Raw genomic sequence first — 20,067 nt, forward strand, 5'->3', positions numbered from 1 at the left:
TGCCGCAGGACGGGCCGGGGCGGCGTCGCCATCCCGGCCGCCCGGGGCGTGCGCCGCGCCGGGCCAGCCCAACGGAAGGGACCTGGAACGATGACCCTCACCTCGCCCGTGGTGGAGCGCGCCGCGTCCCGCCCGCCGGAGCCCGGCCTCACCCCCGCCGATCTGGTCGCCCGGGCCGAGGCCATGGCGCCGACCCTGGTCGCGCGGCAGGCCGAGACCGAGGAGCGCACCTACTACGCCGAGGACACCCACCGGGCGTTCGCCGAGGCCGGCTTCTACCGGATCACCGTGCCGCGCCGCTACGGCGGCTACGAGTTCGGCTTCGACACGTTCCTGCGGGTCGCGATGACGCTGGCCCGGGCGTGCCCGTCGACCGGGTGGATGTACTGCCTCGGCGCGGCCCACTCCCTGGTCGCCGCCACGCTGTTCAGCGAGAGCGCGCAGGAGGAGATGTTCCGGCAGGGCGACTTCATCGCGCCGGCCGTGGTGGCGCCCGGCGGCACCGCCCGCCGGACCCCCGAGGGCGACTGGGTGCTCGACGGTGTCTGGCGATACTGCTCCGGCGCGCCGTACGCCACCCACCTCATCGGGCATGCCCTGGTGGACGACCAGGACGGCGCCCCGCCGCGCCCGCTGCTGTTCGTGGCCCCCCGCGACCGGTGGCGGCTGCTCGACGACTGGGGCGCCCAGCTCGGTCTGCGGGGCAGCGGCTCGCACAGCATCGCCATCGAGAACGGTCGCATTCCCGGCCACTTCGGCCTGGACGGCACCCACCTGAGCGAGATCTCCGTGGTCGGCGGCACGCCGGGCCGGGCGCTGCACGAGCACCCGCAGTACGGCGGCGCGCCGTTGTCGTCGATGGCGCTGGAGGGCGCGGCGATCGGGGTGGCCATGGCCCAGGGGGCGCTGGACGCGTACGCCGAGCTGATGACCACGCGCACGACGATGTTCCCGCCCTTCGCGCGGCGCGTCGAGGACCCGGACTACCAGCGTTGGTACGCGCAGGCCGACGGCATGATCGTCGGCGCCGAAGCGGCGTTCCGGGACGCGACCCGGCAGTGGCACGAGCTGTGCGCCGGCGACCCGGCGGAGTTCACCCTGGAGCGTGACCTGCGCATCGCGCTGATCTGCCGGGAGGCGGCCGAGCTGGCGTGGCGGGCGGTCGAGCAGGTCATCCAGCCGACGGCCGGCACCTCCGCGGTCAAGGCGGGGGAGCGGTTGGAGCGCGTCTGGCGGGACCTGTCGACCGCGCACACGCACGCCGGGTTCGCGGTGCTGCTCACCACCGCCGCCGGCCGGATGTACACCCAGGCGCGTTTCGCCGCGGAACTGTCCGGCGGCCAGCCGGCCTGACCCGCCCTCCGCCCACGGACCCGCGCCGAGCCGGGCGGGTCGGTGGCGGCCATCCACGGAGAGGAAGTTCCATGACGGAGCAGACGCAGGGCGCGGCGGCGCGGCGCACGTCCCGACCGCTGACCGGCGACGAGTACGTGGAGAGCCTGCGCGACGACCGGGCGGTGTTCCTCTACGGCGAGCGGGTCAAGGACGTCACCACCCACCCGGCGTTCTGCAACCCGGTGCGGATGACGGCCCGGCTGTACGACGCGTTGCACGACCCGGCCCGCCGCGACGTGCTCACCGCACCCACCGACACCGGCAGCGACGGTTGGACGCATCCGTTCTACCGGACGCCGCACAGCGTCGAGGACCTGGTCGCCGACCAGCGGGCGATCGCCGAGTGGGCCCGGATGAGCTACGGCTGGATGGGGCGCAGTCCCGACTACAAGGCGTCGTTCCTCGGCACCCTCGGCGCGAACGCGGACTTCTACGACCCGTACGCCGACAACGCGCGTCGCTGGTATCGGGAGTCGCAGGAGAAGGTCCTGTTCTGGAACCACGCGATCGTGCACCCGCCGGTGGACCGCAACCGACCGCCGGACGAGGTGGCCGACGTCTACATCCGGGTGGAGAAGGAGACCGACGCCGGGCTGGTGGTCAGCGGGGCGAAGGTGGTGGCCACCGGGTCGGCGCTGAGCCACTACAACTTCATCGCCCACTTCGGACTGCCGATCCGCAAGCGCGAGTTCGCCCTGATCGCGACCGTGCCGATGGGCGCGCCGGGGGTGAAGCTGATCTGCCGGCCGTCCTACAGCGCCGCGGCGGCGGCGACCGGCACCCCGTTCGACTATCCGCTCTCCTCCCGGCTGGACGAGAACGACACCATCCTGGTGCTCGACAAGGTCCTCGTGCCGTGGGAGAACGTGTTCGTCTACGGCGCCCTCGGCAAGGTGGCGATGTTCGCCGGCTACTCCGGCTTCTCCGAGCGCTTCACGTTCCACGGCTGCACCCGGTTGGCGGTGAAGCTGGAGTTCCTCGCCGGCCTGCTGCTCAAGGCCGTGGAGATGACCGGCACGAAGGACTTCCGCGGGGTGCAGAGTCGCATCGGCGAGGTGCTGGCCTGGCGGAACCTGTTCTGGGCGCTGTCGGACGCCGCGGTGCGCAACCCCACCCCGTGGAAGAACGGCGCCCTGCTGCCCAACCCGCAGTACGGCATGGCGTACCGCTGGTTCATGCAGATCGGCTACCCCCGCGTCAAGGAGATCATCCAGCAGGACGTGGCCAGCGGGCTGATCTACGTCAACTCGGGCGCGGACGACTTCCGCAACCCGGAGGTGCGCCCCTACCTGGACCGGTTCCTGCGCGGCTCCGACGGCTCGTCGGCGCAGGAGCGGGTGAAGCTGATGAAGCTGCTCTGGGACGCCACCGGCACCGAGTTCGGCGGCCGGCACGAGCTGTACGAGCGCAACTACGCCGGCAACCACGAGAACACCCGGCTGGAACTGCTCTTCGCCCAGACCGCCGCCGGCCAGGTGGACGGCTACAAGGCCTTCGTCGACAGGTGCCTGAGCGAGTACGACCTGGACGGTTGGACGGTGCCGGACCTGACCAGCTTCGACGAGTTGCGCAAGGCCACCGGGGACATGCTGCACGGCTGACGCCACGCCGGTCGTCGCGCCGCCGGCGCAGAGAGCACGCTGGAAGATGTGCGACCCGGCCCGGACGAGCAAGCTGATGATGATCACTGGACGGGGGCCGGTGCCGTCGCCCGCGGCCTGACTGATCGCCGCACGCCGGTCGGCCGGCTCACGCCTCGACCGGGCCGTGCACCGCGCCGGGACCGGCGCCGTCGTCCACCGTCGCACGGAGGTGTCCCGTGACCGCCACCGCCACCCAGACCACCGTCCTGCCCACCCTGCTGCGGTTCCACGAGCAGGTGTCCGACGCGCTGCGTCGGGTCGGCGCGCGCCACGCCGGCACCGGCTTCCATCCCGAGTTCGCGCTTCCGGCGATCGACGACCGGGTCGCCGGATACTTCGCCGCGGCGGATCTCCGCATCGACGATCTCGGCGAGACGGCGGGCTGTCGACTGCTGCTGCTCGACCTGACCCGCAACCCCCGCACCCGGACCACCAAGACGGTCGCCTCGCTGGTCATGGTGGCCCGGGCGGTCCGGCACATCCAGCGCACCGGCGAACCCATCATGATCGTCACGCCGTCGTCGGCGAACAAGGCGACGGCCCTGCGCGACGCGGTGCTGCGGGCGTACGAGCACGAGCTGGTCACCCCGGCCCAGCTCCAGATCGTCACCGTGGTGCCCGGCGTGGCCCGGCACAAGCTGTGGGCGTCCCCGCTCGACGCGCCGGCCCGCAGCGGGCGGAACCCGATGTGCGTGCACCACGGCAGCCACCCGTCGGATGTCAAGGCCGTCGCCGAGGCGGCCGTCGCCGCGGTGACCCCCGAGCTGCGGCAGCGGCACGGCATCAACGTGTGGTATTCGCTCAGCCTGGACAACTACCGCCCGGCCGACACCGTGCGGGCCTTCGCCGAGCAGGAGCTGCGACCCGTGGCCCCCGGGGTGCGCCGGGTGCACGCGCACTCGGTGTCCAGCGCGTACGGGCTGCTCGGCCACCACTTCGGCACCACCCTCGCGCCGGGTGACACCCCGCCGCCGGGTTACCTGCTCGTGCAGCACCTGGCCACCCCGGACATGGTGCTCAGCCTGCACCGCGGGTCACCGGATCGCGCCGGCCTGCCGGCGTACCGCCTCGACCCCGCCTCCGGCCTGCACGTCCAGGACGAGGACCCGCGTTTCCCGGCGGCCACGCACGACCCCGACGAGAACCTGGAACCCACCTTCTACACCCGCACGCCGGTCACCTCGGACGAGATGAACGGGATCATCCGGGCCCAGGGCGGCGGCGGCATCGTGGTCTCGCTGCACGAGTGCCTGCAACGCTACGCCCGGATCCGTCACCTGCTCGCCGGCACCGACGTCCGGCTGCCCGCCGACCCGCGGCGGTTGCGGGAGTGGTCGCTGGTGATGGCGTTCACCGGGGTGCTCAACGCCCTGGAACGCGGCCTCGTCGAGGCGGACGAGATCATGGTGCACGGCTCCGGCAGCTACTCCACCGACGACTTCGACGTCGTCCCGGACGACCTGCTGACCACGGTGCCGGACGCCTCGGCGCTCGCCGACGTGCTGCTGCGCGCCGCCGCGGCGGACCGGCGGTGACGGCGGTGTCGACGCGCCGGTGGCGCCTGCGACAGCGCTACGCCTGGAGCAGCGAGGGCGGCCGGTGGGCGGCGCTGCACGGCCGCTGGGACAGCCGGCCGGGTCGTCGCTACCCGAGGCAGTTCCGGTCCACCTCGGTGCCGGGCGATGGCGCCAGCGTCGCCTACCACGGGCTGCCGGAGGGACCCACCTACGCCCTGCCGCACCTGTTCGACCGGCAGCGGCAGCGGTGCGCCTCGCCGGTGGCCGTGCGGGAGCTGCCGGCCCGGCGTTGGCCGGAGCTGACCACCACCACTGCCGACCTGCTGGTCGTGGGATGCTCGGCCCGGCAGGCCGCGCGGCTGCCCCGGGAACGCGCCCTGGTGCTGCCGTTCCGGATCAACCTGGTGATCGACGTCGACCCGGACGTCGAGGTCATGCGCCGGCGGATCTCCGGCAACGAGCGGCGCCAGTTCGCCAAGCTGCGCCGCCAGTACGAGTGGGAGTGGGAGACCAGCACCGACCCGGAGGACCTCGCCTGGTTTTACGAACGGATGCACCAGCCGACGATGGCCGGGCGGCACGGCGAGGGCACCCGCAGCACCGACCTGGACACCGCCGCCGAATGCCTGTTCGCCCGGGGCCACCTCTTCTTCGTCGCCGAGGGCGGCAAGCGGGTGGCCGGGGTGCTCTGCCGCCGCGACGACGGCACCGGCACGCTCACCATGCGACTGCTCGGCGTGCTCGACGGCGACGAGACCCACTACCGCAGCGGCGCGGTGAAGGCGGTCTATTATCTGGCCATGGAGTGGGCCTGCGCCAACGGCATCCGCCGGCTGGACCTCTCCGGCGGCGAGCCGTTCCCCGGCACGGGTGTGTTCCAGTTCAAGCGCCGGTTCCACCCGACGGTGACTCTGCCCGAGGACCACTTCCACGACAAGCGGCTCTGGCTGCGGATCGGGCGGGACACCCCGGCCGTGCGGGATCTGCTGGTCGACGTGCCGTTCTTCGCCATGGACGCCACCGGGGGCCTGGAGGTGGTCTACTTCGGCGACGCGAACCGGCCCGCCCGCACCGACCTCCGCGCGGGCGCCGGCCTGAGCGGCACCCGGACCATCGACCTCGACGAGTTCCTAGCCGGCGCGCCGACGTGACGGGGGCCGGTGTCGGCCTCGCGCCGGAGACCACCCGTCGGCAACGACTGTCGATGAGACTGGTGCTGCTCGGCATCGCCCTGACCTATCTCGCGGTCACCCTGGTCATCCCCGTGCTGCCGCTCTACGCCCGCGACCGGCTGCACGTGGACGCGGCCGTCATCGGTCTGCTGATGGGGGGCCCGGCGTTGACCGCGGTGGTGGCCCGGCCGCTGGCCGGGATGGTCGCCGACTGGCGGGGCGCGCGGGGCGCCTTCCTGTTCGGCGCGGCCACGGTGGCGGTCACCGGCGCGCTGTACCCGCTCTGCGTCAACACCACCCTGCTGGTCGCCGACCGGCTGGTGCTCGGTCTCGGCCAGGGCGCGAGCTTCGCCGCCGCGACCGTCTGGGTGGTGGATCTCGCCCCGGCGCATCGGCGGGGTTGGGCCATCGGCCTGGTCGGTCTGGTCAACTACCTGGTGCTGGCGCTCGGCGCGGCCGTCGGGCCGGCCATCCTGGCCGCCTCCGGCGGATACGGCGTGGTGTGGCTGCTCGCCGCCGCGCTGCCCGCCACCGGGGTCCTGCTCGGACTGTTCGCGGTCCGGCCGGCGCCGGCGCCGGCGCCGCCCGCCTCCGCCGCGGCGTCCGACGCGCCCGCCGCCGGCCGCTGGGCGGCGCTGGCCGCGATCGCCGCCCCGGGCGGGAGCCTGGCGCTGGCCTTCGTCGGGTACGCCACCCTGACCGGGTTCACCGTGGTCGCCCTCGACGAGCGGGGCGTCGCACACGGCGCTCTCGTGCTCAGCGCGTACGCGATAGCGGTCGCCGGGGCCCGTCTCGTGCTGGGCCGGGTGCCCGACCGGCTCGGCGTGCTGCCCACCCTCGGTCTCGCCTGCGCCGCCGAGGCGGTGGGCCTGCTGGTCATCGGGTTCGCCCCCACGCTGCCGGTGGCGGTGGCCGGCGGCGCGCTCACCGGCGTCGGCATGTCGCTCGTCTATCCGGCGCTCGGGCTGCGGGTGCTGAGCAACACCGACGGTCTGCCGCAGCGGCAGACGGCGGTGGCCTCGTTCGGCGCGTTCGTCGACATCGGCGCGGGGCTGGGCGGCCCGCTGGTCGGGCGGGCCGCCGGCCTGGTCGGCTATCCGGGCGCGTTCGGCCTGACCGCGGCGTTGGTCGGGGCGGCCTTCGTCGTCCAACTCCTGCCCGGCGGCCGGAGGCGGCGATGAGCCGCCTGGTGGTGCTCGGCAGCGGCCTGCTCGCCCGGGCGCTGTGCCACTCGCTCGCCGTGGTGGTCGACCGGCCGGTGACGGTCACCGTGCTGGCCCGCGACGTCGCGCGGGCCGCCGAGGTCGCCGACGTGTCCGCCGTCCGGGCGGCGCTCGGCGGCAACCCGGTGCGGTTCGCCGCCGAGGCGCTGGACGTCGCGGACGAGGCGGCCCTGGCCGCGGTCCTCCACCGGCTCGACCCGGCCTGGGTGGTGCAGTGCGCCTCCTACCAGTCGCCGTGGGAACGGCTCACCGCGCCGTCGGAGTGGACCCGGCTGCTCACCGCCGCCGGCTTCGGCGTGACCGCCCCGCTGCAGGCCGGGCTCGCCGTGCGCACCGCCGCCGCGCTGCGCCGTGCCGGCTCCTCGGCCCGGCTGCTCAACGCCTGCTTCCCGGACGCCGTCAACCCGCTGCTCACCGCGCTCGGGCTGCCGGTGACGGCGGGGCTCGGCAACGTCGCGCTGGTGACCGCCTCGCTGCGGCAGGCGTTGGGTCTGCGTCCGGACGACCGGCTGCGGGTCCTCGCCCATCACGTGCACCTGCACGCGCCGCGCCACCCGGCGGACGAGGCGCTCGCCTGGGTCGACGACCGCCAGGTGACCGGCGTGACCGAGGCGCTCACCCGGCAGCGGCGCACCGGCCGCCCCGAGTTGAACGCCATCACCGGTCACACCGCGGCCCTGCTGTTGCGCGACCTGATCGCCGGCCGCACGGTGGCCGCCAACCTGCCCGGCCCGGCCGGCCTGCCCGGGGGCTACCCGGTCCGGCTCGACCCGACCGGGGCGGTGACCCTGGACCTGCCCGCCGGGTGGGACCGGGACGCCGCGGTGGACTGGAACGACCGGGCCGGTCGACGGGACGGGTTCCGGCTCGCCGACGGTCGGGTCCGGTTCTCCGACGCGGCGCGTGCGGCGCTCGCCCCGTGGCTGCCCGAGTACGCGGCCGGCTTCCCGGTGGCCGACCTGCCCGGCGTGACCGCACGGCTGCTCGCGTTGCGGGAGGACCTGCGCGCGCGGCCCGGCCGGCCGGCCTGACCGGGCCGCCACGGTCAGGCCGGCGGCGGCAGCCAGCGCAGCACCGGCTGGCCGCCCAGCCGGCGCACGGTGTGGTAGCGCTCCACTATGGAGTCGTGGACGACCTCTCCGTCGACCCGGAACAGGGCGGTGGCCGCGGCCGTGGCCCCGAGGCGGGGCACCCCGACGGCGGGTGGCACGTCGGCGAGGGCGCACACCTCGGCCAGCGTGCGGCCGTCCTGGACGTGGTCGGCCAGGAGCAGGTCGAGCGGCGCGAGCACGTACGAGGGCAACGACCCGCCGGTGAGCCCGTCGAGCAGCCGGGCGGTGCTCTCGTCCCATCCGCCCCGGGGCAGGTCGAGGTCGCGGTGGCGTCCGGTGAGCACGGCGACCTCCACCTCCCGGATTCTCTCCCGCCCGGCGGTGACCAGCGCCGCCAGCCCGGTCAGACCGTACTCGCGGTAGAGCAGCGCGGCCTGCCGGAGGTGGTCGCCGTAGACGGTCCACAGCGGCGCCCGTCCGGCGCCCTGCCGGCCGTGCAGCAGGATGGCGCGCAGGGCCGGGGCGGGCACCACCGCGGCCGCCGCCCAGCAGCATCCGAGCAGTTCCGCCAGGCCCTCCTCCAGGCCCTTGATCCCGTAGGGCGTGCCGGCGCGGTCGGTCACCGTGTGCACCAGCTCGTGCGCCAGGATCGTCACGCTGTGGAACGGCCGCAGCCGGTCCCGTCGCAGGTGCACGGCCAGCTCCGTGCCGGCGGCGCGGGCCTGGTCCCGGCCGGGGACGAAGGCCGCCAGCCCGACGTCGCCGAACGGCGCGGGATACCTGTCGACCACGGACACCGGCCGGTCGTCGAGCGGCAGCCCGAGCGCGGCCAGCCGGGCCCGCACCGGCGCGACCGCGTCGTGCAGCGCCTGCTCGGCCGGGACGACTGCCGCCGGCACCTCGGCGTCGGCGATCGACCGCAACTCCTCGGCGAGCAGCCACCGCGTCGCCAGGTCGTCGTCGGCGAGCGGGCCGTCGGGCCGCGCCGCCGACGCCGCGCGTCGCAGCGCCGCCACCGGGTCGTCCCCGTCGGTCCGGTGCAGGTACGGGCCGGCGGCGTCGACGAACCGCTCGATGTTGGCGAATCGGGTGGGGGAGAGGTAGATGCCGGCGTAGAGCCGTTCGCGTAGGCGGGCCGCCGGGTCGGCGGCAACGTGCGGGGAGATCATCCTTCCATCCCCCCGGACGGCCCCCGGCGGCGTCAACTTCGTCCATGCGCACCTGCCGTCGAGGCGGCCCGACCCGTCGCACGGCGGAAGAAGATCCGCCCCCCGACCCGCTGCGAGACTGGACCCGGGCGGGGCCCGCCCGGTGCCCCCGGCCCGTCAGGGAGGCGTGATGGGTTCCCGTGAAGGCCACCGGCGATGACTGTCACCTCGTCGCGGCCCGCGAGCCGCACCAGGGACTGGGTGCGGGACGAGCTGTGGCTCCAGCACCGGCTGACCGGCGGCGCGTCCACCCCGCACGAGTGTCGGGCGCTGCGGATCGACGGACCGTTGGACGTGACCGCGCTGCGTCGGGCCTGGCGCCAGGTGTGCCGGCGGCATCCCGCCCTGCGCACCAGCGTCGAGGAGCGGCACGAGTTGCCGGCGGTCGTGGTGACCGGGGAAGGCGCGCCGGTGCGGTCGGTCGACGTCTCCGCCGATCCGCAGCCGGAGCGCCGGGCGGACGAGGTGTGCCGGGAGATCGCCGGCGCCCCGTTCCGGCTGGCCGAGGTCCCGCTGGCCCGACTGCTGGTGGTCCGGATCGCCCCGACCCGGCACCGGTTGATGCTGGTGACCCACCGCGCGGTCGCCGACGGCGCCGGCCCCGACCGGGTCCTCGCCGACCTGATCCGGGCCTACCCGGCCGCGGCGCGTCCCGCCCCGTCGGCCACCGTCGGACCGGCGGGTGCCGGACCCGGGTGGCCGGTCCCGGACGCCGGGCCGGCGCCGGTCGACGGGCCACCGTTCGCGCCGCCGGACGACCGGGCCGAGCCGATGCGGTGGTGGCGGGAGGCCCTGGCCGGCTGCCCGGCCACCCTGACCCTGCCGGCCGACCATCCGCGTCCCGGCGGCCCGTGCTGGCGGGCGGGCGTGGTGCGGTTCGACTGGGGAGCCGGGCCGGCCGCGGCGGTCGCCCGGCTCGCCGACGCCACCGGCACCACCGGCGGCGTGGTGCTGCTGGCCGCCGTGCACGCGCTGGTGCACCGGTGGACGGGCGCGGACCGGGTGACCGTCGGGTATCCGGTGGACACGCCGCCGCTCGAGGTCGGCCCGTACCGGAACCTGCTGGCCGTTCCCGTCGATCTGACCCGGTCGCCGCGGTTCGAGACCCAGGTGCGGCGGACCGCGGCGACGCTGCGGCGGGCCCGCGCCTACGGCGGGGTGCCGCTGCGCGACCTGGCCCGGGAGTGCGGCGTGCCGCCGCTGCCCGGTCGACTGCCGTGGTGCGACGTGCTGGTGGTGCCACCGTCCACCGTGACCGCGCCGGCCCGGCCCGGCTGGCACGCGGTGCCGCCGCCGTTCACCGGCACGGCGCGCACGGATCTGACCTTCGTGCTGGACCGCGTCGCCGGCACCGTCGCCGGGTCGCTGGAGTATCGCGCCGACCTCTTCACGCCGGAGACCGCCCGGCTGCTCGTCGACCAACTGCACACGCTGCTCGACGCGGCCCTGGCGCGCCCGCGGGTGCCCGTGTCCGCGCTGCCGGTGGACCCACCGCGGTCGGCGCCCCACCGCCCGCCGCAGGTCGTGGCGCCGGGCCGGACGGTCACCGAGGCCGTGCACCGGCTGGCGGTGCGCCAGCCGTGGAATCCCGCCGTCCGGTGGCAGGGGCGGTCGGTGTCCTACCGGGAGTTGGACGCCTGGGCCGCCGCCGTCGCCGGCCGGCTCGACGCGGCGGCCGGCACGGCGGTCGCCGTGCGGGTGCCCACCGGCCCCGGCCGCGTCGCCGCCCTGCTCGGGGTGCTGCGCAGCGGCGCCCACCTGCTCTGGTCCTCCGCCGGCGACGGCGGGCAACGGGGTCGGGCGGTGCTCGCCGACGTGCGCCCGCGCTGGCTGCTCACCGGGACGGACCAGGCCGACCCGCAGGCCGACTGGTACGCCCGGACGCACGACGGCCAGCTCCTGGCGGTCGACCGGCCGGCCGGCGAGCACCCCCCGGCCGGCCCGCCGCCGCCGGGGGCCCCGACCGCGCTGGCGTACGTCGCGCACACCTCCGGATCGACCGGCCGCCCGAAGGGGGTGCCGCAGACCCACGCCGCGCTGTTGCAGTTCGCGTCCTGGTTCGCCGCGACGTTCGACTGCCGTCCCGGGGTGCGGGTGGCGCAGTGGGTGGCGCCCGAACACGACCCCGCCATCTGCGAGGTCTTCGCCGCGCTGGTCGGCGGCGCCACCCTGTGTCCGGTGCCCGACGCCACCCGGGCCCACCCGGAGCGCCTGGTGCGCTGGCTCGCCGAGGAACGGGTGGACGTCTGGCAGACGGTGCCGAGTTTCGCCCGGGAGGCGGCCCGGGCGATGCGCGCCCTCGGTGTGCGTCCGCCACTGCGGCACCTGGTGCTGATGGGCGAGGCGGTCCCCGACGAACTGGTCGAGGAGCTGCGCGAGCTGCTGCCGGACACCGCCCTGAGCAACCTGTACGGCCCGACCGAGACGGTGGCCGCCACGTGCCACCGGATCGACGGGGCCGGCGGCGGCCGTACCCCGATCGGTCGGGCCATCCCGGGCCGGCGGGTGCTGGTGCTCGACGAGCGGGACCGGCTCTGCCCGGCCGGCGTCACCGGCGAGCTGGTCGTGGTCAGCCCCTACGTCACCCCCGGCTATCTGGGGGACGTCCCGGACGGCGGGGCGTTCCGGCCCGCTCCCTATCCGGTCGACGACGGCGAACGCTGGTACCGCACGGGCGACCTCGCCCGGCGCCGGGCGGACGGCGTGCTGGAGTTCCGGGGGCGCCGCGACCATCAGGTGAAGCTCCAGGGCCACCGGCTGGAGCTCACCGAGATCGAGGCGGCGCTGGCCGCGGACGACACCGTCGCCGAGTGTGCCGTGCTGCCGGTCCGCGACCGGGCGGGCCTGGTCGTGCGCCTGGTCGCGTACGTCCGGCCGGTGGCCGGTGCGGGGCAGCCGGGCCGCTGGCGCGAGCGGCTGCGCGCACGGTTCGGCGGGCTGTTGTTGCCGGTGACCTTCCGCGCCGTGCGGGCGCCGTTGCCCCGGACCGTGGTCGGCAAGGTGGACCGGGCCCGGCTGGACGCCACCGCCGCCGTGGACGCCGTGGAACGGTCGGGCTGGGCGGCGGCGGAGGCGGCCGTCGTCGAGGTCTGGGCGGATCTGATCGGCGCGACCGGGTTGACCCCGACCGACGACTTCTTCGACCGGGGCGGCGACCCGGTGCTCCTGCCCGCGCTGGCGGCGCGGCTGGCGCGCCGACGCGGCGTCGACGTGCACGCCTCGGACTGCTGGGCGGCGCCCACCGTCGCCGGGCAGGTGGCGTTGGTGCTGCGCGCCGGCGCGGACCGGCCGTGATCCGGCGGCACAGGGCACATCGGAAGATGCGGGACGGGGCCGGCGAATGCCAAGGTCAGGGGCGGGTCGGCCGCCGGTCGGCCCGCTTCAGCTGACCGCGCGGCGGAGGTCGTCCGACGCCCCCGCCGTGGGCTCGTGCCCACGGTCTCGGGTCGGCCGTCCGGACGCCCCGCCGCCGGAGTCGAGGAGGATCGATGGACATCACCACCGTGCCGTCGCGTACCGAGTTGGTCGACCGCGCCGCCGAGTTGGCGTCGACGTTGCGCGAGCACGCCGAGGAGGGCGAGCGCCTGCGTCGCCTGCCGGACGCGACGGTCAAGGCGCTCACCGACTCGGGGCTGCTGCGGATGCGGGTGCCGGTCCGGCACGGCGGCTACGAGTCGGACATGCGGACCGTCGCCGAGGTTCTCGCCCGGTTGGCCCGGGGTGACGGGTCGACGGCCTGGACCGCGGCGGTCTGGCTGATCAGCTCCTGGATGGTGGGGCTGTTCCCGGACGGGGTGCGGGAGGAGGTGTTCGCCGACCCGGACGTGCGGATCAGCGGCATCCTGAGCCCCAGCGCGATGGCCGTGCCGGCCGACGGCGGTTACGTGCTCAACGGCAGGTGGACGTTCAACACCGGCGCCCAGCAGAGCTCCTGGAACGTCAACGCCGCGGTCCTCGCCACCCCGGACGGCGGCCATGAGCCGATCATGACGCTGATCCCGATGGGCGACCTGACGGTCGTCGACGACTGGCACACCTCCGGCATGCGCGGCTCCGGCAGCATCACCACCATCGCCGAGAACGTGTTCCTGCCGAAGGAGCGGGTCATGCCGATGGTGCCGGTCATCCACGGGCAGCACCCGCGGCAGCAGGACGCCGCGGCGCCGATGTGGCGCAGCCCGTTCATGCCGATCGCCTGCACCACAGTGGGGTCGGTGGCGGTCGGGCTCGCGCAGGGCGCGCGGGACGCGTTCTTCGACCGGCTGCCCGGCCGCAAGATCACCTACACCGGCTACGACAACCAGAGCGAGGCCCCGCTGACCCACCTCCAGGTCTCCGACGCGGTGGTCCGGATCGACGAGGCCGAGTTCCACGACCACCGCAGCGCCGACCTGATCGACCGCAAGGCCGCCGCCGGTGAGCCCTGGAGCCTGGAGGAGCGGGCCCGGGTGCGGCTGGACCTGGGCGCGGTGTGCCAGCGGGCCAAGGAGGCGGTGGACGTCCTCGCCACCGCCAGCGGCGGCTCGTCCGTCTACACCGGAGTGCCGATCCAGCGCATCGTCCGCGACGTGCACACCCTGAGCCTGCACGCGATCATGCACCCGAACACCAACTTCGAGCTGTACGGCCGCATCCTCTGCGGCCTGGAGCCCAACACCCAGTACATCTGAGCGCCGGCCGGGGCCAGGACCGCAACGGCGGAGATGAGCCGGCCCTGGTCCCGGCGTGACCATGGGTACAGGCGATGTCACGTCGCGTGCGCCGCGCCCTTCCTTTCCGTCCTCGTCCACGGAGGATCCCCATGTCCCAGAAGCAGAACGGCGGACTCACCGCCCAGGAGATGCAACAGCGGATCGCGGCCATCTGGCGGGAGGTCCTCGGCGGTGCCGACGACCGGCCGGAGGCCACCTTCTTCGAGTTGAACGGTCAGTCCATCGCCGCGGTCCGGATCGTCGCGCGGATCGAGGACGAGCTCGGTGTCCAGGTCGACATGGGTGACCTGTTCGAGGATCCCGACCTCGCCACCTTCACCCGTGACGTGCTGGCCAAGGCGGACACCCTGGTGGCCGGCGGTGACCGGAGCTGAGCGTCCGGCGGACGACGTCGGCCGGTTGAGAGGAGGAACAGGATGCCAGAGCTGACCCGGGTGCGGGCCGACGCGGCGTTGGACGACGTGGTCGGCACGCTGGAGGAGGCGGGCGCGATCATCATCGAGGGCTTCGCGGAGCAGCACACCCTGCGCGGTCTCTGGGACGACCTGGGCCCGGTGCTGGCGAGGTCGGGCTACAGCGAGAGCGGCTACGACGGCCACAAGACGCGGCGGCTGTCCAGCCTGTTCCGGCGGAGCAGGCACGTGGTCCCGCTGGTGACCCAGCCGCTCTACCTGGAATCGGCGCGGCGGATCATGCAGAAGCCGGTGCACATGTGGGTGGGGCGGGCCCGGATCGAGGTGACGCCGACCATCCAGATCAGCGCCACCCAGGCCATCCAGATCGACCCGGGTCAGGGCAAGCAGCCGCTGCACCGCGACGACTCGCTGCACCTGCGCCGTCATCCCGGCCCGACCAGCCGGGTGCAGTTGATGCTCGCGATGAGCGAGTTCACCGCGGAGAACGGCGCGACCCTGGTCATCCCCGGCAGCCACCACTGGGACGACGAGCGTCCTCCGCGTTACTCGGAGACGGTGCCGGCGGCGATGCCGGCCGGCTCGGTCCTGCTCTGGCTCGGCGGCGTCTACCACGGTGGCGGCGCCAACACCACCGGGACGCCGCGGACCAGCCTCACCCTCTCGCTCGACCTGGGCAACCTCCGGCAGGAGGAGAACCAGTTCCTGGCCGTGCCGCGCGAGACCGTGCTGGAGCTGCCGGAGGAGGTCCGCCGGCTGCTCGGGTACGACCGCTGCCCGCCGGGTCTCGGCTGGTACGAGATGCAGGACCCGCACCTGCTGCTGGAGCGCAGCGAGTCCGAGCTGGCGGCGGTCCCGCCGAACCTGATCGGGCTCGGCAGCCCGCCGATCGTCAGCTGAACCGCTCACGGCCGCCACGACCGGTGCCGGCCACGACGCCGATCCGGCCCGACCGGGCCGTTGCCAGAAGGGAAGCCCCACATGAGCACCTCGTCACCCGCGGCCACCGCCGACGTCGCCACGGCGGCCCAGGCGGTGCCGCAACGCATCGTCGCCGCCTGGAAGAACAACGACGCCGACGCGTTCGCCGCGACCTTCACCGAGGACGGCAGCATGATCCTGCCGGGCGTCTACCTCGCCGGCCGGGACAAGATCCGCTCCTTCATGGCCGACGCCTTCGCCGGGCCGTACGCCGGCACCCAGGTCTTCGGCGAGCCGATCTCGCTCCGGCCGCTGTCGGAGAACGTGGTCCTGGTCATCACCAGGGGCGGTGTGCTCGCCCCCGGCGACACCGAGGTCGCCGAGGAGCGGTCCATCCGGGCCACCTGGACGCTGACCCGCGACGGCGACGGCTGGGCGCTCGCCGCCTACCAGAACACCCCGGCCAACGCCTGAGCCGCGGGTGGGGCCGGCGAACGCCCGGCCCCACCCGCGTTCCGGTCCGCGCTCGAACAGGGGAGGAAACGATGATCGCAGGCAGGGTCGTCTCGTCCGTGGTCCAACGGCAGGTCCACCACGTCACCCCGGTCGCGCCGGCGGACGCGGTCGGCCTGGTCGCCATGGTGTACGAGCAGGTGGCGGACGAGATGCGCCTGGTGGTGCCGCCGGCGCTGCTGCACTCGCCGGCGCCGGAGACGCTCGCCGCGTACTGGGTGCTCAGCCGGGAGCCGCTGATCGGCGCGCACGGCGACGCGCGGGTGACGAAGGAGGCGGTGGCGGCGGCCGTCTCGGTGGCGAACATCTGCCCCTACTGCGTCGACATGCACAGCGCCGGCATGTACGACCTCACCTCCGCCCAGGACGCCGAGGCGATCGCCGGCGACCGGGTCGAGGAGATCACCGACCCGAAGCTGCGGGCGGTCTCGGCGTGGGCGCGGACCCTGCACCAGCCCGACGACCGCGCGCCGGTGCCCGACGGGACCGGCCCGGCCGAGTACGCCGAGCTGCTCGGGGTCGCGGTCTCCTACCACTACGTCGCCCGGATGGTGAACGTCTTCCTGGCGAGCTTCCTGCTGCCGCCCGGCCTCGGGCCCCGGTCGCGGCAGCGCCTGAAGCGGGGTATCGGCCACGTGCTCGGTCCGACCCTGCGGGAGCCGCGGCGCCCGGGGCGCTCCCTGAACCTGCTCACCCCGGCGCCGTTGCCGGCGGACGCCGGGTGGGCGGCCGGGAGCCGCCGGATCGCCGACGCGGTGGCCCGCGCCTACGCGGCGTTCGAGCGGGCCGGCGCGCACGCGCTCAGCCCCGCGGTCCGGGCCCTGGTGACCGAGCGGTTGAGCCGGTGGCGGGGCGAGGACAGCGGCCTCAGCGCCCGGTGGTGCGAGGAGGCGATCGCGGACCTGCCGGACGCGGACCGGGCGGCGGCGCGGCTGGCCCTGCTCACCGCGCTGGCCTCCTACCGGGTGGACGACGAGGTGGTGGACGAGTTCCGCCGGCATCACCCCGACGACACCATCCTGGTCGAGGCGGCGGCGTGGGCGAGCTTCGCCGCGGCCCGGCAGATCGGCGCGCGGGCCGAACTGGCGCCGACCGGTGCGGACCAGGGCGCGCACCGCTCATGACCATCGTGCCGCGGCGCGGCGCCACGGACGTGCGGGCGACAGGCAGGAGGAGACATGGTGGCTGACGAGGCGGTCGGATCGCGGTCCGGATCGCTGTTCGAACGGTTGAACTCCGACCGGCACCGCCTGGCGGTGAACCTGTTCATGGTGGTCGTGATCGGCCACTGGGCCGAGCACCTGGCGCAGGCGTACCAGATCTGGGTGCTGGGGTGGCCGATCCCGCAGTCCCGCGGGGTGCTCGGACTGGCCTTCCCCTGGTTGATCACCTCGGAGTGGCTGCACTACGGCTACGCGATCGTGATGCTGGTCGGGCTGTTCCTGCTGCGCCGGGGATTCGTCGGGCGTAGCCGGCTCTGGTGGACGGTCGCCCTGGCCATCCAGTTCTGGCACCACATCGAGCACCTGTTGCTGCTGTTGCAGGCGCAGACCGGTCACCACCTGTTCGACCGCCCGGTGCCGACCAGCCTGCTGCAGCTTGTCGTGCCCCGGGTGGAGCTGCACCTGTTCTACAACACTGTCGTGTTCGTGCCGATGGTGGTCGCGATGTACCTGCACCTGCGGCCGAACCGGGCGGAGGCGGCGGGGATGGCGTGCGCCTGCGCCGGCCGTCCGGTGGCCGCGGCGTCATGACGCCACCGCGTCCGCCGGCGCCCCGACGCGCCCCGTGGCGGGGTCGCGTCGGGGCGCTGCTGGTGGTCCTCGTGGCAGGCGGCGTGTTGCTCCTCTCCCTGGTCGGGCCGGACGACGAGGTCCGCGTGGCCGGCCTGGACCCGGCGGACGGCGCACGGCTGACCGTGGTCCCGTCCGCGGTGACCGTGACCTTCACCGGCGACTTCCGACCGTCGGAGTACCACCTGTCGGTGTCCCGGGCCGACGGGGGACCGCCATTGGTCACCGGCGGTCCGCGGGTCGCCGGGCAGACGCTGGCGACGCCGATCGCCGTCACCGAACCGGGCTGGTACCTGATCGGGTACCACGTCTCGCTGCCGGACGGCGGCCAGCTGTCGGGCGTGACCCGTTTCCAGGTCGCGCCCGGGGCGGCGCTCCCGAACGGGCCGGCGCCGACCGCGGCGCCGGCGGCCCGGGCGGCCGGCGGGCACGTGCACGGCAGCAAGGACCCGCTGGGACTGGCCCTCGTCCTGCTCGACCTGGTCCTGCTCGTGGCGTTGAGCGGCCTGCTGCTGCACCGGTCCGCCGCGCGTCGGCGAGCGGTCGCCGACCGCAGCGGATGACCTCCCTGCGCGACGGGCCGGTCCCGTCGCCACCGCCGCCGCGACGCGGCGGCGACCACTGTCCCACCGCCCTGAAGGGGATTCCATGAGCACGTGGCGGAAACTGCGACGACGGGTGCTGACTCCGGCCGTCACCGAGACCACCCTCGAAACCCGGGGGTTCCATGTCAAGAGCCCGCAGGCGCGGGATCGACTGGAGGCGGTGGGACGGTCCTTCCTCACCGGGTACGCGATCGCGGCCGAGGCCCGCCGGCCGGCCGACGCCGAGCCGGTGCTGGACCAGTTGGACGCCACTCGGCGCGGCTTCGCGTACGAGGGTGCGGCCATGGCGCTCGCGGTGATGGACGCGCTGAGCCCGACCGGGGGCGACCGGGTGGCCCGGTTCCTCCGCGGCGAGGCGGACCGGCACGTCTACATGGCCTATGTCGGGGTGGGCTGGGCGATGGCGCGCGTCCCCGCCTTCCGGTGGTCCACCCTCCACGCCCCCGATCCGTTGCTGCGCTGGCTGGTGCTCGACGGCTACGGCTTCCACCAGGCGTACTTCCACACCTCCCGGTACGTCTACGAGCGGTACCGGGAGGCCACCTTCCGCTGGCCGACGGACGACCGGCACGGGTACGCCGTGCGCGCCATCGACCAGGGCATCGGCCGGGCCATGTGGTTCGTCGCCGGGACCGACGCGCAGGTGCTGACCCGGATGCTGAGCCGCTTCCCGCAGGAGAGGTTGCCGGACCTCTACGCCGGCGCCGGGCTGGCCGCCGCGTACGCGGGCGGCGCGGACCGGGCGGAGCTGGAGCGGTTCCGTCGGGACGCCGGACCGTACCGGGCGGAACTGGCCCAGGGTGCCGCCTTCGCGGCCGGCGCGCGGGTGCGGGCCGGGCTGGTGGTGCCGGGCCACCAGACCGCCACCGAGGTGTTGTGCGGGATGACCCCGGCGGAGGCGGCGCGGGTGACCGACGAGGCGCTCGTCGACCTGCCGGTGGACGGCGACGGCGAGGTTCCGGCCTACGAGCTGTGGCGGCGGCGGATCCGGGAGGCGCTGGTCTCGCTCGATCCCCGCTGACCCCGCGACACGTGGACACTCCCGGAAGCGTGGCTTCCGGGAGTGTCCGTTCGTCGGCTCAGGCTGCCCGCTCGTGGTCGGCGCCCAGCGCGGCGAGCTGCCCGGCCCGCACCACGTCCAGCGCGGTGCGCCGGACGTCGAGCAGGGCGAGCAGCACCGGCGGGTCGAGGCTGCGGACCGGGTGCAACCGCAGGTTCGCGCGCACCACCTCGCCGCGTCGGACGGTGACCGGGCCGTACGAGCCGACGCAGAGCTGTCCTTCGCCGTCGAAGACGCCGGTGACGGCCTCCTCCGGGCTGACGGCGACCGACTGCGCCAGCAGGTGCCAGGTGCCTTCCGGGACGTGGTCGAGCCGGAAGTTGCGCGGACCGTCCAGGATGGTGCAGCGCACCGGCCGGCCCTCCGGGATGCGGTTGGGGAACAGGCCCAGGAAGACGGTGCCGGCGGCGTGCCCGTCGCGGTGGGTCACCCGGCCACGCAGGTTGCCGCCGGCGCTGGCCGGCGGTTGCTGGGGGATGTGGGTGACGTGCCCGCCGAGGCGGCGGAACGAGGTCGGGGAGAGCCCGACGCTGCGGGTGAACCGGGTGCTGAAGGTGCCGACGCTTGTGTAGCCGACCCGGAGGCTGATCTCGGCCACGTTCATCGAGCTGTTCACCAGCAGCTTCTTCGCCTCGGCCAGTCGGACGGCGGAGAGGAAGCGCCCGGGGGAGATCCCGGTGACCCGCTGGAAGAGCCGGGAGAAGTGGAACTTGCTGAACAGCGCGGCCTTCGCCATGTCGTCGATCGTCAGCGGTTCGCCGAGGTTCGACCGGATGGTCTTGATGACGCGCTCTACTGCTTCTTCGGCCTGGTCTGTCACGACGCCCCCCGGGACATGCT

17 protein-coding genes are annotated in these 20,067 nt (G+C 74.7%); 15 read left to right on the top strand and 2 right to left on the bottom strand.

Features of this window, described 5'->3' with window-relative positions; genetic code table 11:
• Nucleotides 1–90: 90 nt before the first annotated feature.
• From AB0H28_RS05815 to AB0H28_RS05840, 6 genes are all read left to right on the top strand, one after another.
• Nucleotides 91–1,353: an acyl-CoA dehydrogenase family protein gene (locus AB0H28_RS05815; RefSeq protein ID WP_358034789.1), complete on the top strand. Its 1,263-nt coding sequence runs from the start codon at nucleotides 91–93 to the stop codon at nucleotides 1,351–1,353.
• Nucleotides 1,354–1,424: 71 nt separating this feature from the next.
• Nucleotides 1,425–2,996, top strand: coding sequence for a 4-hydroxyphenylacetate 3-hydroxylase N-terminal domain-containing protein (locus AB0H28_RS05820; protein ID WP_358034792.1), 1,572 nt, complete (start codon nucleotides 1,425–1,427; stop codon nucleotides 2,994–2,996).
• A 218-nt stretch (nucleotides 2,997–3,214) separates the two neighbouring features.
• Nucleotides 3,215–4,573 carry a DUF6002 family protein gene (locus AB0H28_RS05825; RefSeq protein WP_358034794.1) on the top strand — a complete coding sequence of 453 codons (1,359 nt, stop codon included), beginning with the start codon at nucleotides 3,215–3,217 and terminating at the stop codon, nucleotides 4,571–4,573.
• A gap of 5 nt (nucleotides 4,574–4,578) precedes the next feature.
• Nucleotides 4,579–5,706, top strand: coding sequence for a GNAT family N-acetyltransferase (locus tag AB0H28_RS05830; RefSeq protein ID WP_358034797.1), 1,128 nt, complete (start codon nucleotides 4,579–4,581; stop codon nucleotides 5,704–5,706).
• Nucleotides 5,707–5,759: 53 nt separating this feature from the next.
• A complete protein-coding gene (locus tag AB0H28_RS05835) occupies nucleotides 5,760–6,908 on the top strand; it encodes an MFS transporter (protein WP_358034800.1) in 1,149 nt (382 codons plus the stop codon).
• Nucleotides 6,905–7,981 (top strand): potassium transporter TrkA, encoded by a 1,077-nt coding sequence (locus tag AB0H28_RS05840; protein WP_358034803.1) that lies wholly within the window; start codon nucleotides 6,905–6,907, stop codon nucleotides 7,979–7,981. Before AB0H28_RS05835 ends, AB0H28_RS05840 begins: the two co-directional genes overlap by 4 nt.
• A gap of 14 nt (nucleotides 7,982–7,995) precedes the next feature.
• Here AB0H28_RS05840 and AB0H28_RS05845 read toward each other — a convergent pair whose 3' ends face one another.
• Nucleotides 7,996–9,171, bottom strand: a complete 1,176-nt coding sequence (locus tag AB0H28_RS05845) for a hypothetical protein (RefSeq protein WP_358034806.1) — start codon at nucleotides 9,169–9,171, stop codon at nucleotides 7,996–7,998.
• Between the two features lie 195 nt (nucleotides 9,172–9,366).
• Between AB0H28_RS05845 and AB0H28_RS05850 the strand changes: the two genes are divergently transcribed.
• The 9 genes from AB0H28_RS05850 (at nucleotide 9,367) to AB0H28_RS05890 (ending at nucleotide 19,188) form a co-directional block, all read left to right on the top strand.
• Complete coding sequence (locus AB0H28_RS05850) at nucleotides 9,367–12,504, top strand: amino acid adenylation domain-containing protein (RefSeq protein WP_358034809.1); 3,138 nt, start codon at nucleotides 9,367–9,369, stop codon at nucleotides 12,502–12,504.
• Nucleotides 12,505–12,698: 194 nt separating this feature from the next.
• Complete coding sequence (locus AB0H28_RS05855) at nucleotides 12,699–13,880, top strand: acyl-CoA dehydrogenase family protein (RefSeq protein ID WP_358034812.1); 1,182 nt, start codon at nucleotides 12,699–12,701, stop codon at nucleotides 13,878–13,880.
• A 131-nt stretch (nucleotides 13,881–14,011) separates the two neighbouring features.
• Nucleotides 14,012–14,296, top strand: coding sequence for a phosphopantetheine-binding protein (locus AB0H28_RS05860; protein ID WP_358034814.1), 285 nt, complete (start codon nucleotides 14,012–14,014; stop codon nucleotides 14,294–14,296).
• Between the two features lie 42 nt (nucleotides 14,297–14,338).
• Nucleotides 14,339–15,235 carry a phytanoyl-CoA dioxygenase family protein gene (locus AB0H28_RS05865; RefSeq protein WP_358034817.1) on the top strand — a complete coding sequence of 299 codons (897 nt, stop codon included), beginning with the start codon at nucleotides 14,339–14,341 and terminating at the stop codon, nucleotides 15,233–15,235.
• An 81-nt stretch (nucleotides 15,236–15,316) separates the two neighbouring features.
• Nucleotides 15,317–15,730, top strand: a complete 414-nt coding sequence (locus AB0H28_RS05870) for an SgcJ/EcaC family oxidoreductase (RefSeq protein WP_358034819.1) — start codon at nucleotides 15,317–15,319, stop codon at nucleotides 15,728–15,730.
• 71 nt (nucleotides 15,731–15,801) lie between these two features.
• Complete coding sequence (locus AB0H28_RS05875; RefSeq protein ID WP_358034822.1) at nucleotides 15,802–16,893, top strand: carboxymuconolactone decarboxylase family protein; 1,092 nt, start codon at nucleotides 15,802–15,804, stop codon at nucleotides 16,891–16,893.
• Between the two features lie 54 nt (nucleotides 16,894–16,947).
• Complete coding sequence (locus AB0H28_RS05880) at nucleotides 16,948–17,523, top strand: hypothetical protein (protein ID WP_358034825.1); 576 nt, start codon at nucleotides 16,948–16,950, stop codon at nucleotides 17,521–17,523.
• The gene (locus AB0H28_RS05885) at nucleotides 17,520–18,125 is read left to right on the top strand and encodes a copper resistance CopC family protein (RefSeq protein WP_358034828.1); all 606 of its coding nucleotides are present in this window, start codon (nucleotides 17,520–17,522) and stop codon (nucleotides 18,123–18,125) included. The genes AB0H28_RS05880 and AB0H28_RS05885 overlap by 4 nt, the downstream gene beginning before the upstream one ends.
• An 85-nt stretch (nucleotides 18,126–18,210) precedes the next feature.
• Nucleotides 18,211–19,188 (top strand): DUF1702 family protein, encoded by a 978-nt coding sequence (locus AB0H28_RS05890; protein ID WP_358034831.1) that lies wholly within the window; start codon nucleotides 18,211–18,213, stop codon nucleotides 19,186–19,188.
• 58 nt (nucleotides 19,189–19,246) lie between these two features.
• Here AB0H28_RS05890 and AB0H28_RS05895 read toward each other — a convergent pair whose 3' ends face one another.
• Entirely contained in the window at nucleotides 19,247–20,047 is an 801-nt protein-coding gene (locus AB0H28_RS05895; protein WP_358034834.1) for an AraC family transcriptional regulator, read from the bottom strand.
• Between the last annotated feature and the right edge of the window lie 20 nt (nucleotides 20,048–20,067).

The sequence above is a fragment of the Micromonospora sp. NPDC050980 genome (assembly GCF_040653835.1).
Lineage (GTDB): Bacteria > Actinomycetota > Actinomycetes > Mycobacteriales > Micromonosporaceae > Micromonospora.